Genomic DNA, 13,404 nt, shown 5'->3' on the forward strand with positions numbered 1-13,404 from the left:
TAATCAATTATATGAATTATTCCTAAGGCAACACACCCGTGGGTGACACTGAAAGGAATGATTGTGAAGTTGGTAACTTTTGAAATTAATGGCCAGATACGGACCGGTGCGGTTACAAAAAAATCTATGGTGCTGGATCTGTTTACTGCAGCCACACCCAGCGAACAGCCACTGCTCGCTACCATGCAGTCTATCGTTGAGCATGAAGATCAGGCGCTGGATGCTATCAACAACCTGCTTGTTAAAAACAGCGGTGAACATGCATACAACTTTGACCAAATCCGTTTTTTGCCGCCTCTGCCTGTGCCCAATTCGATCAGAGATTTTGCTAATTTTGAACTGCACTGTCTGCAAGCATTGGAAACCAGCATGCGTACACGCGCAGCATCCCAGCCCGATCCAGAAACTGCGTATCAAAGCTACAAAGCAAGTGGTGCTTATGCCTTGCCACCCATTTGGTACGAGCGCCCGTTTTACTTTAAGGGCAACCGCATGACCTGTTCTGGCCATAAGAGCGTGATCGAGTGGCCCTACTTTACAAACATGATGGACTATGAACTGGAATTTGCCGCCATCATTGGCAAAAAAGGCAAAAACATTAGCCATGAGAAAGCAACAAGCCATATTTTTGGATACACACTCTATAATGATTTTAGTGCACGCGACGAACAAGTCCGCGATCAGCAGTTCCGCATGGGGCCCTCGAAAGGCAAAGACTTTGATACGGGCAATGCTATGGGCCCTTGGATTGTTACCCGTGACGAGCTGCCAAACCCCTACAACCTTGCAATGAGCGTAAGAATAAATGGTGAAACGCAAGGAAGCAGTAACAGTTCTGGAATGCAACATAGCTTTGAAGACTGTATTGCGTTTGTAAGCCGTGATGAAACGCTTTACCCAGGCGATGTGTTTGGATCGGGTACTGCAGGAAATGGTTGCGGCTTTGAAACCGGACGTTACCTTGCACCTGGTGATAGTATTGAGCTTGACATCGAAGAGCTCGGCATCCTCCAGAACACTATTGGTGAGCGCCGAGCTTAACATCGTTATTTACTAATCCGTACGGTCTGGAGTTGCATATATTCCTCCAGTCCGTACAGACCAAATTCTACACCAATCCCTGATTGCTTGGCTCCGCCAAATGGGGCATTCGGCGAAATAGTTGCATGGTCATTCACCCATGCCGTGCCACTTTCAAGCCTACAAGCAAGAACGCGGGCTTTTTCTATGTCAGCCGACCAAATAGAACCACCTAGTGCATTTTCATTAGCATTGGCGCAGGCGACTGCGTCGTCAACATCCATAAATCTAACAATTGGTAAAACTGGCCCAAATTGTTCTTCATCAACAATACGAACACCGTCACTCACGTCCACGACGACAGTCAGCGGATAGAAATACCCGGCGCGATCAAGAGCTTGCCCCCCCGACAGAACCCGCGCACCGTTAGAGACAGCATCAGCAACCAGTTCTTTGACATAATCAAACTGTGCTTTGTTTTGCAAAGGCCCAAACTGAGTTTCAGGGTCATTACCCGGACCCACTTTTGCTGCAATTGCCATTTCCGCAAGCTTTGTAGAAAGCGTATCGTAAATGCTGTCGTGCACATAAAGCCGTTTTAGTGCCGCACACGTCTGGCCACTATTTCCAAATGCCTTAGCAAAAATTTTAGCTGCAATTTTATCAGTATCTGCATCAGCTAACACAATAGCAGCATCATTACCGCCCAGTTCCAGCGTAAGCCGTTTCAGGTTAGACGCGGCATTTGCCATAATATTACGGCCAGTATTGGTGGAGCCCGTGAAGACAATTTTATCAATTCCCGCATGGCCAGACATCATCCGCCCCAAGCCCCCTTCCCCTGTAACAGAATTCAACACGCCCTTTGGTAAAATGCCATTTGCAATTTCTATGAGGCGCAGTGTGCTAAGGGGGGTGTAAGACGAAGGCTTAATGATAACAGTGTTTCCTGCAAGCAAAGCTGGCATTATGTGCCATACTGCAATCATCACAGGGTGATTCCACGGCGTGATAGAACCAACCACCCCAAGCGGCTTACGGTGGACCTCTATGCGTACCGCTTCATCATCCTGCACAACATCAACGGACGGGCGTAACTTAGCTGTCGCGCGCGCCCATTTAAGCGCACCCATAATTTCACCCGCCGCACCCGTATGCACTGGTTTTCCCTGCTCTGTAGACAAAAGAACAGCAAGATCATCCTTCTCTTGCTCAACGGCATCTGCGATTGCTTCGATCATGGCAGCCCGGTCTTGAACTGACTTTCCGGCCCATGCAGGAAAGGCTGCCCGGGCGGCGCTTACAGCAGCATCTAAATGCTCTGACGTTGCAACTGAACACCTTGCAAAACCCTCAGCAGTAGCGGGGTTTATCACTTCAAAGCTATCCTCAGTGCGTATTTTTTCGCCGTCGATAAGAAACGAATGCTGGATCATGGCTTTCATGCCCTTTCATTATAAGCCAAACAACCGCTCTGCTGTTTCGCTCTTCACTTTGCTTGCAACGCTTTTCTCGAGTGCATTAACGCGCCCTAAGCAACCCGCCATATCACCAATATTGTGCGGATAATCAGACCCATACATGACACGATCAGCGCCGCCTGCTACCTCGATGCACAAGTCAAGTGCACCCTTTTCATACACGACAGCATCATAATATATTTTCCGTAAGTAAGTGCTCGGAGCATCCTTTATTTTTTCAGAGCATGCGGGGATCATTTCATGACAGCGATCAAGCCTGCCAGCTAAATACGGCAGAGTACCACCACCGTGTGCCGCGATAATATTAAGCTTTTTATAACGATCAAAAAATCCATCAAATATCATTCGGGAAATCGCAAGTGTCGTATCAAACATAAAGCCAACTGGCGGTATCAGGCCGTACTCATGCATTTCCATTTTACTGGCACCCTGCGGCGCCGTTGGGTGAATAAGAACAGGCAGACCGTATGCATCTATTGCATCCCAAATAGGAGTGAACTCTGGCGCAGTAAGGCTTTTTTCATCAATATTTGCTGTTACAAATACCCCTGCGGCACCCGCTTTAACGGCAGCATGTAGTGTCTCAACAGCCTTATCAGCATACTGCCATGGGAGAGTAGCAAACCAGCGCAGCCTTTCAGGGTATTTATCTTGCTGCTCTGCCATAACTGTATTCATGACAGTTGAAGCCTGAACGCTGATATCTTCACTACCCCAATAAGCGCTTGGGCAGGTCAAAGATACGACTGCAAGATCAACTCCCGCTTTGTCCATATTCTGAATGCGTAAATCAAAATCCAGCATCTCCGGGAATAAGGTCATAAACGGAGCGCCCCACATAAATATGGAATCCTGCCCTGCTTTCGTTTTTTTCACCTCATACTTCGGTGCGCCGTGCTTACAAAGAAGGTCAAGCCACTTCTGGCTAATCATATGGGTATGGACATCAATAACAGACATGCTAGTACTCCTCACTAAAGGAACACCCTGTTTCCAGACAGGAAACAGGGTGTCGACTTATATTATTTCTCAAGATTCACGCGGTTAGACAGCCGGCCAAGACCTTCCACTTCTACATCAGTGAGCTTGCCGTCATATAGACCCAGATATGTACCAACATTCCCACGCGGGTGCTTTTCGGTACCTTTGGAAGCCGTCCCTGTATGAATGCAATCGCCCAGCTCCATAGTGAACCATTTGGTCGCCTCAGAGATCACGCGCTCTACAGGAAAGAAATAGTTAGCTGTGCTATCTTCTGTATAACATTCACCGTCAATGTATCCGCGGACCTTCAGCTTATTTGGATCTTTCACTTCGTCCTTAGTCGTAATCCACGGCCCCATAGAGGCAAACGTGTCTGCTCCTTTGGATTTGGCATGATAGATAAAGTATAAATATGTATCATCATCGCCGAATTTTTCACGCCATGCCGTATGGTGCGGCTTCACCAGATCCGGTGTTTGCTTCAGAGCAATAGCATCTTGGCTAAACTTAACGCCGCTCGCTGTTACATCATTAGTCAGAGTGTAGCCAAACACGTAATCAAGAGCATCTTCTGGCGCTACATTCTTCGCGCGTTTGCCAAATATAACAACAGGTTCTGGCTCTGGGATTGACTGGCCGTGATCCTTTAAAATATCAATTGTTTTATTATGCCCAGTAAGTGCTGACCGGCCTTTAATAAAAAACATAGGCGCCGTCATAGGCTTATAAGCTTTGCTGTTCAGGTTATTGTTATTTACTGCACACCCAAGAATTTTTGAAGGCTTGGGGTTAGGTGCCATCCAGTCAGCTCCGGCAAGATCAATAACAGGAAGCGTGCCCGCTTTCGCTTTCACAATAGCCTCTGCTGCTGAATCAAGGCCGGCAGAGCCTGCTTCGATCAAATCTTCCATCCATGTATAGGGAACAGCAACTGCCGTATCATCTGTTACTCTGGCAATTACAGTAGGACGTCCGTCCAGCATAATGGTTCCTAGTTTCACGAAAGTATCCTTTCTCATTTGGCCGGAGGAGCCGCGTTTCACATACGACGCGTTTCTAATCCGAAGTTTCACAAGCGGTATTCTGTTGACTCATCAACTTTATTCATGTTTTTTGCCCTCACCCACGCATCTCCTAACCAGCTACAGCGGAGCCAAAAGATTTATGAACAAGAAACGCCCTACGGCAGATATGGAAAAATTTCTCTCTTATCGGTTGAGTATTATTTCCAGACTTATAAATCGCCGCTCCACGAGGTATTTTAATGAGAACTACGGTCTGACCCTCGCCGAATGGCGCGCACTCGCACAAATTGCTGCAGGCAAAATGAACACGGTGAAAGCAATTTCCGAACAAACCTTTTCTGACAAAGGCCTGATCAGCAGAGCTATTACCAGCCTTGAAAAGAAAGGACTTATTGAAGGCACACCAAACCCAAAAGATAAACGCAGTATGGAATACAAACTGAGCGCAGTAGGTATTAGCATTCACGACGAAATCATGCCCATGCGCATGGAAGAAAACGCCCTGATTGCCGAAATCATGACCCCGGAAGAGCTTGAGCTTTTCAAAGACGTATTGGCTCGCATTCAAGGTCATCTTAATGCTCTCGACTAAATCGTTTCTGACGCATTTTCATCAATCATGCCCATTGCAATCTGGTATTCCCGTTTAATCTCCTCGGGCTGGCCCACCTGATGCTGATAATCAGGCTCATTCAAGCGGTACGATAAAGCCTTGGCCAGCGCCCTGCTCTCATCAAGAGACATAGACTGCGTAAATAGTTCACGGTGCTTGATAGGAAGCTCAACGCATGCATTTTTCTTAGAATCCCTGATCAACCCTTTTGGGTCTTGACCATCGCTTACAAGCTGCATGTTTTTTTCATAACAGCGACGCATCATCACAATGCCCAAGTCACTTTGACCTAAATGCTCTTCGGTACGATCAGCAATTGTACCTTGCCCGACCCATGCAACAATATCCTGATTCATAACGTGGCTTGTAATCCAGCGGCCCGCGCCATCCTTAACCGGGCCCTTCCAGTAAGGCACCCGCTGTTGCACATAAGGCTCTCTGTCTACCGGCACACGGTGAAACATCCATGTAACACTTAAGGTGTTCTCATCATCGACAGGAATGCGCCACTCAATATGATCACCCAGAAAAAAAGCATGCGGCCAAAGTGCCGTTGCGCCAATTGTCCAGTGCTCATTGCTTTTATCAGTATCTTCCCGCACACGCCGATAGATGTGGCCATACTCAAATTCTTCAAACTTAAGCTCCAGATGAGTAGGCCCATATTCACCGCTTCCTGACAACCGAGAGGACCAGTTCCTGTGCATCCATTCAAAATGAACGGGGTCACAGCTGTTTTCCTGACACTGGAACCAGTTGCACGGAATATCCGCAAACACCACCTGCCTGAAACCATTACCCCATGTAAACGGCTCCCAGTTTGGCACTAGCGGCGCAGGGTCCGGCCCCATATAGATCCAAAGCATTCCAGCTTTTTCTTCAACCTTATATGACTTGATCGTAATTTTATCCCGGAAGCGAGCTTTTGGATTAGCTATATCCTCATAGGGTTGCTCAATACACTTGCCGGTAGGGCCGTAGCACCAGCCATGATAGCTACAGCGCAAGCCATCTTCTTCAACAATGCCGTAAAGCATATCCGCACGCCGGTGTGGGCACTGCCTGTCAACAATACCGTATTCACCTTTACCACTTTTAAAAAGCACCAAGTCTTCGCACAGTAAGCGCACAGCCTTAATAGGGTTTTCCTCAAGCTCGGCAACCGCTGCAATAGGGTGCCAATAGCGCCGCAACATATTCCCCATCGGGGTATTAGGCCCAACCTTCGTAAACCGTTCATTTTGTGCGGCACTAACCATCGCTTATAAAAACTCCTTAGCACGTATCAAAACCAGTTCTTGCCCTTGCTAGGTAAAAAAAATGTTTACATAACGCAACAAATCAATATAAAAGTTGCATATAACGAAACTATTAAGCGGATTAAAGCACCATGAACAGGGACCCACGCCGCCGCGCACCCCAGTTAGCACCGGCAAAAATAGAAACCGTTGCCACTGCTTCTGATATAATTGATTTTCTGGCAGAAAGTGGTGAAACCGTCGGTGTGCAAAAAGTTGCCGATGCACTAAACATGACTAAGTCCCGTGCTTCAAGGCACTTGGCAAACCTTGAATCGTTAGGCCTTATTGGGCGCGTACCCGGTGCGCGCGGCTACCAGTTGGGCTGGCGCGTAATGCGCTGGGGTCAAATTGCTTCTACCCACCTTGATCTTACAAAAATTTTTGAAGGACCCCTCCAAGACCTTAATCAGCAAACAAACAAAACTGTATTGCTGTGCGCACCCGCTGGCGGCGAAGCTATTGTTACCAAATGTTTGCCCTCAAATACCGCTATTCGCATAGAGGTTAAAATTGGGCTGGTTTTAAGCCTACCGTACTCCCCAAGCGCTTGTATTTGCTATGCTTTTTTACCTCGAGAACAACGCCAAAGCATGCTGATTCACCTGAAGCAACGGGAGCAAGATTTCCGTGTAGAAAACGAAACACACTTTAACCAGCGAATTTCCGAAATACAGCAAACCTATTATAGCTGGGATAAAAATAAATATAATGTTGGCTACGGCGCAATTGCAGCACCTGTTTTTAATCAGCATGAGGGCCTTGCGGGTACAATTACGCTTGTGCTGCCAAGCGAAGAGCTTAGTGATAAACCACCTGAGCATCTGTTAAAAAGCCTGCTTACAACTGCTGAGGAATGCTCCAGACTTTTGAAGTCGCACATCAAGTTCCCCAGTCTCTGATATCGAGATTTACCCGCGTTAAAGGTGCCTATAATGAAAGAAACTATTACGTCGCTGGCCGCCGCAAAAGGCTACACACTACCCAAAGTGCACTATGCTAATACAGACTTCATTTTATACCGCGTAACAGGGAATTTGGTTTATATTTCAGGCATGGTAGCCCAGTTCGAGGGCAAAAGGCCTTACATTGGAAAACTTGGTAAAGATATCTCATTAGAAGACGGTATTGAAGCTGCAAAACTAAGCGCCCTTAACATCCTTTCATGGTTACGGGAAGCAGTTGGTGATGACGCTAGCAGAATTGCAAGCTGTTTAAAGCTCGGCGGCTTTGTCGCTAGCACCCCAAGCTTTACAGACCAGTCAAAAGTTATAAGCGGCGCATCGCGTTTAATTGTTGATGTTTTTGGTGAGAAAGGCAAACACACACGCACCTCCGTGGGGGTTGCCGTTTTACCATTTGATATTAGCGTAGAAATTGAAGCAATTTTTGAGCTTCATCCGAAAGAAGATACACCAACTAAATTTTGAGCGAGTTTAAATAACAACTACTGGCCCAGTCTTTTCTGTTAACAGCCTATTAAATTTAAGCTTACAGAACCAAAGCACCTAACCTGATAACAGCCCAACTTTTGACTACGATCTAAACCAACATGACAGCAAAGCAGAATAGTTATGGCGAAGGCCAATAACAATAATCAGCAAGCTACCAAAGCTTTTCTTACAGATGGCATGCCACTGCCTCAACGCTATTTTGCTATTCTAACACTGTGTTTTGGTACCTCTTTGGTGGTGATAGATAGTTCTATTGCCTCGGTCGCTCTTCCCACTATTGCACGCGACCTTAATGTAAAAGAATCTGAAGCCGTCTTTATTGTTACCATCTATCAACTAATGCTGGTGATGTGTCTTCTCCCTCTCTCGGCCATGGCAGAGCGTATTGGCTACCGAAAAATGTACCGCAGTGGCCTTGCTATTTTTGCCCTTGGGACAGGTCTCTGCGTGTTTGTGAACAACCTTCCTATGCTGCTCTTCCTCAGGGTACTGCAATCTATTGGTGCCGCTGCTGTCATGAGTGTGTCTGCCGCCCTGCTGCGGCCTATATACCCCAAAGCCATGCTCGGGCGCGGCATGGCCCTAAACAGTGTTATTGTTGCAAGTTCCTCTGCTTTGGCACCTACACTTGGTGGCTATATCTTAAGTATTGCGGATTGGCCGCTTATTTTTGCTGTATCTGCACCGTTTGCAGTTCTCGGCTTAATACTGTCGCGGTTTTTACCCCCACCTAAGCGCAGAGACATTCCCTATGATACAATAAGTGCCTTGCACAGTGCGCTTACTTTTGGCCTGCTTATTGCTGGGCTAGAGATAGCCGTTCATAGTGAATCCAAAGCTTTAGCTATCATTCTGGCGCTCAGTGGCATTACAAGCGCCGTTATGTTTGTACGGTTACAAAACAAAGCAGAAAACCCAATTTTGCCGGTCGACCTGCTTAGCAAGCCTTTGTTTTCTTTTTCAATATCAGGGGCCTTTCTTGCCTTCACAGCCAGCATGATGCTCATCGTGCTTATTCCTTTTATGCTGGAAAAGCGCTATGCTTTTAATCCTGGTGAAATAGGAACAATTTTAGCGGCATGGCCCCTTACAGCCGTTATTGCAGCCCCCCTGGCAGGCATATTGTCGGATCGGTTTAACCCTGCAATATTGGGCACCCTTGGAACAGCAGTTGCTGTTTTGGGATTAGCCGCCCTTTATACCCTGCCGGTTGACCCACTAAAAACTGATATAGCATGGAGACTTGCCTTCTGCGGCGGTGGATTTAGCATGTTTTTAGCCCCTAACGCCCGGCTCATTATTGGTAATGCACCGCCAGAGCGTGTAGCACCGGTGGGCGGCCTTATTGCTACAACACGCCTAAGCGGTCAAACTTTTGGCGCGTCTCTTGCTGCAGCCCTTCTTGCAAACAGCATGGGAATAGGCAAAGAAGCAATCCTTCTTCCCATAACTCTCACAGTTCTTGCTGGGCTTTGTAGCGCAAGCAGGCTTTGGATCAGAGAATAAAGCCTGCGCCTTCAGCGTGGTTATTTCATCTTCCATCCCCCAAATGATCGCTTTCTAATACGCAAGAGGTGTCTCTGCCCCCAAGATAACTTCAAGAATGTAAGGGATTGTTTGCTCAGCATAGGTCCTGTTTAGGATCAGGCTCATATGATCCGCTTCTTTGATAATAGCGCGCTTGCTATTTGTGGATAGCCCTTCCATTTCTGTGTGAAGCGACATTAGTTTTTGAGTTATAGTCTCAGAATCAAGCTCTTCGGGCCAATCTTCTGCATTTTGCGCTGTTCCCGCACTTATAAGTGTAAAAGGTATGTCACCAAGCGTCTTGTTACGGTCCGCTTGCAAAGCGGCTAAATCAAAATCACGAAATTCAGCAAGGAAGGCATCATAGGTGGTAACGCGCTTACTTATATAAGCTAACTGTCGCTGTATTTCTGCAGGGTATTCAAGGATTAGATTATAGTCCCGCCCGGCTTCCGTAGGGTTATACAGTTCCGTAATGCCCCATTTTATCATAGACTGCAGCGTATGTATCTGGTTCGCCAGCGCCGGATAAAACTTCTTGTTATCAATATTCAGCACCTCTCCCTGCCTTGGGTGGCTTGGATCAAGGAGCACAAGACCAGATACTTCACCCGGATAACGCTCAATATAATCACGGTTGTAAAGGCCCGCGATGGAATGCCCCACAAACACAAAAGGCCGCTTAATACCCGCTTTATTTAATAAAGTATGAAGAGCTTCGTTCACTGTTTTTGAATCACGCGGCAAACCGCTCTCCTCGCTCCAGCCAAGGCCCGCACGGTCATATGAGCAGACCTTTGTTGTTGCTGAAACGCCTTTTTGGATCCAGTAAAAAAGCGGCAACGCCTCACCTGAGCCCGTTTCAATAACAACGGTGGGCAAACCAGTGTCTGCGCCTGTACAGTGTATGTGAAGCTTATAACCACCCACATCAACCATTTGCCCAGGGGGTGGTACTTCGTCATTAAAGCTTTTAAGGATGAGGCCCACTAAGAGCGGCGCTGCCGACAGCGTTATGATGGTCACAGCCAGTATTTTAAATAATTTTTTCATGGGTCAGCCCCTTCCCGAGGGTTCTACAACATCACCTATAAAAGAAGTGCCCCGCATATACATGCAGGGCACCAAACCTACGGCAGCTTAAAAATCAACTGACAATACCATACCAAGGGTACGAGGACGCGCAGGCACGCCAAGGGCGCCAAAAATCTTTTCATAAGATGTGTTAGTATAAACAAGGTTATTGAAAAGGTTCGTGGCATAGAAATTCACAGCGTATTTTTCACCAAACGTAATTCCCGCATTCACATCAGCGAGAACGTAACTTTCCGCAGGAAAATTAAAGGACGGTGACAGTGCACTACCATCATCAAAACTACCAGCAGCCGCACTTGAGTAACGGAATCCACCGCCCACATGAGCCATCATGTCACCACTGAAGGCAAAGTCATAGCGCGCATTCATGGACGCAGTCCACTTAGCAAGGCCCGGCACACGCTGGTCTTTAAGGCCAAAAATAACAGGCTCATCATTATCTAGCTTGCTATCGGTGTATGCCAGTGTTGAAAGCACAGAAAACCCTTCAAATGGCTTGACTGTTACTGTGCCTTCAAAGCCTTTTGCCGTTACGCCGCTCTCTGCATTACCAATGTAGTTCGCACCAAAAATGGGCACCAAGGTCTGAAACTTGTTCCAGTTGATGTACCAAACAGCGGCATCATACGAGATAAGCCCGTTTGCAACATACCCCTTTGCACCAACTTCATAGCTCCACAAGCTATCAGACTTCACATCAGGTGACGTAATTGGTGCCCCCGGTGGGTTTGTGCGCGCTGGGCGGAAGCCACTTGCTGCCCGCGCATAAAGAGACAAAGCCTCGCTTGGGCGGTAGCTAAATGCAAAAGACCATGTGTCTGCAGTGTCTTTAATTTCCACATTAGAAACACCGCCAGCACCCACCAGCGCCGGGTGACCCGTAACAGTTGTATCAATGCCAACATTCTGGCGGCTTAGTCGGCCTCCAATCGTTAGGTCAATGTCTGGCGTGAAATAATATTTGATATTACCAAAGACTGCATATTCCTTATAGGAATCCACCGTATTGGTATCAAACACCACCCAATCAGACGGTGCGCTAATACCCAGTGCGCGTGTTGGCGCTTCCTCGTCGGTGTAATAAAGGCCAAAGAGCCATTCCCAATTGCCTGTAGTTTCTGAGGTTAGGCGCAGTTCCTGCACAAACTTTTTATAGCCGGTTGTTGTTTCAGTAGGGAAACCTGTATCCGTACCTGTTGGGTGGCCATCAAGGCTGTTAATAAAAGCGAGAACGCCAGCGCTGTTTTGGTCTACAAGAAACAGCTTGGGGCTTTTCAGGTATGCCGTAACAGACGTCAGTGTTGCCCAGTCAAAATTATAATTGATCGTGCCACTATATAGGTCAGTTTTAATGTTTTGCACATCGTCCGGGTTGCCGGTTGTTCTGAAATCACCATAAATAGCATTATAGTCCGCATCAAGTTGAGACATCCCAGGCCCAGCCCACTCTGTCGACTGGTGCGTATAATTCAAGCGTACTTCAAGGCTGTCTGTCAGCATCCACAGCACATCGGCTGAATACCCATATCTTTCGTAGTTATCGCCGTTTTCCTTGATTACATCACCTGTTGCTAGGTCAATGAAATCATAAAGGCCGCCATCATCCTGATAAAAACCAGATAGAGTTATACCCAGCTTGCTGCTCACAATAGGCGTGCTGACACGGGCGCTATATAATTGGTTTGTGCCACCGTCCTTCGTGGTCGACAAATTAGCTGAGGCATCCCCCCTAAACTGCTCCAGCTCTGGTTTGCGCAGAATATATTTCACGGCACCACCAAGAGAAGTGGAGCCGTAAAGCGTACCTTGCGGACCCTTAAGAAGTTCCACACGCTCCACATCCTGTAAAGACGCATCAATGAAAAATTCGGTGCTCAGATTACTGTTAACTGGCACATCATCCATATAAACACCCACAACAGGGGAATGGGAAAACTGCCCAACACCACGCGCCGTCAGCGTGCCAAGGCCCGGGGGCAAGCCCTCGTTATTCGTGCTAAGGCCCGGTGTGTAAGCCAAAATATCGCTCAGGGACACTAAGCCCTTATTTTTAAAATCATCTGGGTTTGCAACAGAAATGGCAAGGGGCACATCTTGCAGGTTTTGTGCGCGCCGGTTGGCTGTTACAACAATATCCTCAAGAACGAAACCTCCAGCGTTCTCTGCCATTTCATCTTCATTGGCGACAGCAAGATTAGCCTTATAGTTTTCCCCGTATGAAATGGTGCGATAGCCCGCTGATGTTTTCTGGTACGAAGCACCCTTTTCAGATTTTGGCACAATCACATATGTGGTCTCATCCACCTTCTGAAACTTCAGGTTGGTATTCTTTAAAAGCTGGCCAAGCGCTGTGATTGAATCCAGATTACCAGACACGCCCCCCGCGGTTATGTCAGAAACCTGCTCTGGCGCATAAAGAAGCTGTATTTGTGTGATCTCCGACAGTTCTGTAAGCGCCTCGGTGAGGCTTTGTGCCTTTATGTCAATTGTATAAACGCGCGCATCCTGTGCGTAGGATGACATGGTTGATACGGCCATAAGCGCGAGTGCTGCTGTAGAATTTTTCAAACCAAACATATGGTTATCCCCTGTGTTTTATTTCCTCTGAGGTTCCGCAATCTGGTTATCCGCTTCACGTCTTATTCTAACTTATTGTGTATGATTACACCTATGACGCAGCGCCGAAGATCAGCAAGTGCCAATTTCTATCGCCTATACTCCATCAGAACCCGACCTAAAAACACAAGGACACCAAAAATCCCCTACCTTTTTTTAAAAAAAACACCATTTTCAAATATTTTAAAAATGATCACAACCGCAGTAGGGGATTTTTTTCTGCACAGTGTTAAAGTGGTGGTGAATTATACCTCATGGTAAATAGGCTACAAATGGTGGCCTGATTGAGCA

The 13,404-nt window shown here is 47.1% G+C and carries 11 protein-coding genes; 5 read left to right on the forward strand and 6 right to left on the reverse strand.

Going from position 1 to position 13,404, the window contains the following annotated elements; all coding sequences use genetic code 11:
• Positions 1–63: 63 nt before the first annotated feature.
• Positions 64–1,041 (forward strand): fumarylacetoacetate hydrolase family protein, encoded by a 978-nt coding sequence (locus ICL80_RS16260; protein ID WP_194213775.1) that lies wholly within the window; start codon positions 64–66, stop codon positions 1,039–1,041.
• A gap of 5 nt (positions 1,042–1,046) precedes the next feature.
• Here the strand turns inward: ICL80_RS16260 and ICL80_RS16265 are convergent, their stop codons facing one another.
• The 3 genes from ICL80_RS16265 to ICL80_RS16275 all read right to left on the reverse strand — a co-directional run bounded on the left by ICL80_RS16265 (position 1,047) and on the right by ICL80_RS16275 (position 4,486).
• Positions 1,047–2,456 (reverse strand): aldehyde dehydrogenase family protein, encoded by a 1,410-nt coding sequence (locus ICL80_RS16265; RefSeq protein ID WP_194213776.1) that lies wholly within the window; start codon positions 2,454–2,456, stop codon positions 1,047–1,049.
• An 18-nt stretch (positions 2,457–2,474) separates the two neighbouring features.
• Complete coding sequence (locus ICL80_RS16270) at positions 2,475–3,461, reverse strand: amidohydrolase family protein (protein WP_194213777.1); 987 nt, start codon at positions 3,459–3,461, stop codon at positions 2,475–2,477.
• A gap of 62 nt (positions 3,462–3,523) precedes the next feature.
• Positions 3,524–4,486 (reverse strand): fumarylacetoacetate hydrolase family protein, encoded by a 963-nt coding sequence (locus tag ICL80_RS16275; RefSeq protein WP_194213778.1) that lies wholly within the window; start codon positions 4,484–4,486, stop codon positions 3,524–3,526.
• A gap of 163 nt (positions 4,487–4,649) precedes the next feature.
• On the opposite strand from ICL80_RS16275, the gene ICL80_RS16280 reads away from it, so the two are divergent.
• Positions 4,650–5,102: a MarR family winged helix-turn-helix transcriptional regulator gene (locus ICL80_RS16280; protein WP_194213779.1), complete on the forward strand. Its 453-nt coding sequence runs from the start codon at positions 4,650–4,652 to the stop codon at positions 5,100–5,102.
• Here the strand turns inward: ICL80_RS16280 and ICL80_RS16285 are convergent.
• Entirely contained in the window at positions 5,099–6,382 is a 1,284-nt protein-coding gene (locus ICL80_RS16285) for an aromatic ring-hydroxylating dioxygenase subunit alpha (protein WP_194213780.1), read from the reverse strand. The two genes, ICL80_RS16280 and ICL80_RS16285, sit on opposite strands and share 4 nt — an antisense overlap.
• A 131-nt stretch (positions 6,383–6,513) precedes the next feature.
• On the opposite strand from ICL80_RS16285, the gene ICL80_RS16290 reads away from it, so the two are divergent.
• The 3 genes from ICL80_RS16290 (at position 6,514) to ICL80_RS16300 (ending at position 9,381) form a co-directional block, all read left to right on the forward strand.
• Complete coding sequence (locus ICL80_RS16290; RefSeq protein WP_194213781.1) at positions 6,514–7,323, forward strand: IclR family transcriptional regulator; 810 nt, start codon at positions 6,514–6,516, stop codon at positions 7,321–7,323.
• 33 nt (positions 7,324–7,356) lie between these two features.
• Positions 7,357–7,851, forward strand: a complete 495-nt coding sequence (locus ICL80_RS16295) for a RidA family protein (RefSeq protein WP_194213782.1) — start codon at positions 7,357–7,359, stop codon at positions 7,849–7,851.
• 144 nt (positions 7,852–7,995) lie between these two features.
• Positions 7,996–9,381, forward strand: coding sequence for an MFS transporter (locus tag ICL80_RS16300; RefSeq protein WP_194213783.1), 1,386 nt, complete (start codon positions 7,996–7,998; stop codon positions 9,379–9,381).
• Positions 9,382–9,435: 54 nt separating this feature from the next.
• On the opposite strand, the gene ICL80_RS16305 is transcribed toward ICL80_RS16300, so the two are convergent.
• Positions 9,436–10,455: an alpha/beta fold hydrolase gene (locus ICL80_RS16305; RefSeq protein WP_194213784.1), complete on the reverse strand. Its 1,020-nt coding sequence runs from the start codon at positions 10,453–10,455 to the stop codon at positions 9,436–9,438.
• Between the two features lie 87 nt (positions 10,456–10,542).
• The gene (locus ICL80_RS16310) at positions 10,543–13,074 is read right to left on the reverse strand and encodes a TonB-dependent receptor domain-containing protein (RefSeq protein ID WP_194213785.1); all 2,532 of its coding nucleotides are present in this window, start codon (positions 13,072–13,074) and stop codon (positions 10,543–10,545) included.
• Positions 13,075–13,404: the final 330 nt, after the last annotated feature.

It is taken from the genome of Kordiimonas pumila (genome assembly GCF_015240255.1).
Classification (GTDB): domain Bacteria; phylum Pseudomonadota; class Alphaproteobacteria; order Sphingomonadales; family Kordiimonadaceae; genus Kordiimonas; species Kordiimonas pumila.

Bases quoted from the DNA above. Each gene is read 5' to 3' on its own strand.
- ICL80_RS16305 (WP_194213784.1), bottom strand. From the start codon at position 10,455: ATGAAAAAATTATTTAAAATACTGGCTGTGACCATCATAACGCTGTCG.
- ICL80_RS16270 (WP_194213777.1), bottom strand. From the start codon at position 3,461: ATGTCTGTTATTGATGTCCATACCCATATGATTAGCCAGAAGTGGCTT.
- ICL80_RS16280 (WP_194213779.1), top strand. From the start codon at position 4,650: ATGAACAAGAAACGCCCTACGGCAGATATGGAAAAATTTCTCTCTTAT.
- ICL80_RS16300 (WP_194213783.1), top strand. From the start codon at position 7,996: ATGGCGAAGGCCAATAACAATAATCAGCAAGCTACCAAAGCTTTTCTT.
- ICL80_RS16310 (WP_194213785.1), bottom strand. From the start codon at position 13,074: ATGTTTGGTTTGAAAAATTCTACAGCAGCACTCGCGCTTATGGCCGTA.
- ICL80_RS16265 (WP_194213776.1), bottom strand. From the start codon at position 2,456: ATGATCCAGCATTCGTTTCTTATCGACGGCGAAAAAATACGCACTGAG.
- ICL80_RS16285 (WP_194213780.1), bottom strand. From the start codon at position 6,382: ATGGTTAGTGCCGCACAAAATGAACGGTTTACGAAGGTTGGGCCTAAT.
- ICL80_RS16295 (WP_194213782.1), top strand. From the start codon at position 7,357: ATGAAAGAAACTATTACGTCGCTGGCCGCCGCAAAAGGCTACACACTA.
- ICL80_RS16290 (WP_194213781.1), top strand. From the start codon at position 6,514: ATGAACAGGGACCCACGCCGCCGCGCACCCCAGTTAGCACCGGCAAAA.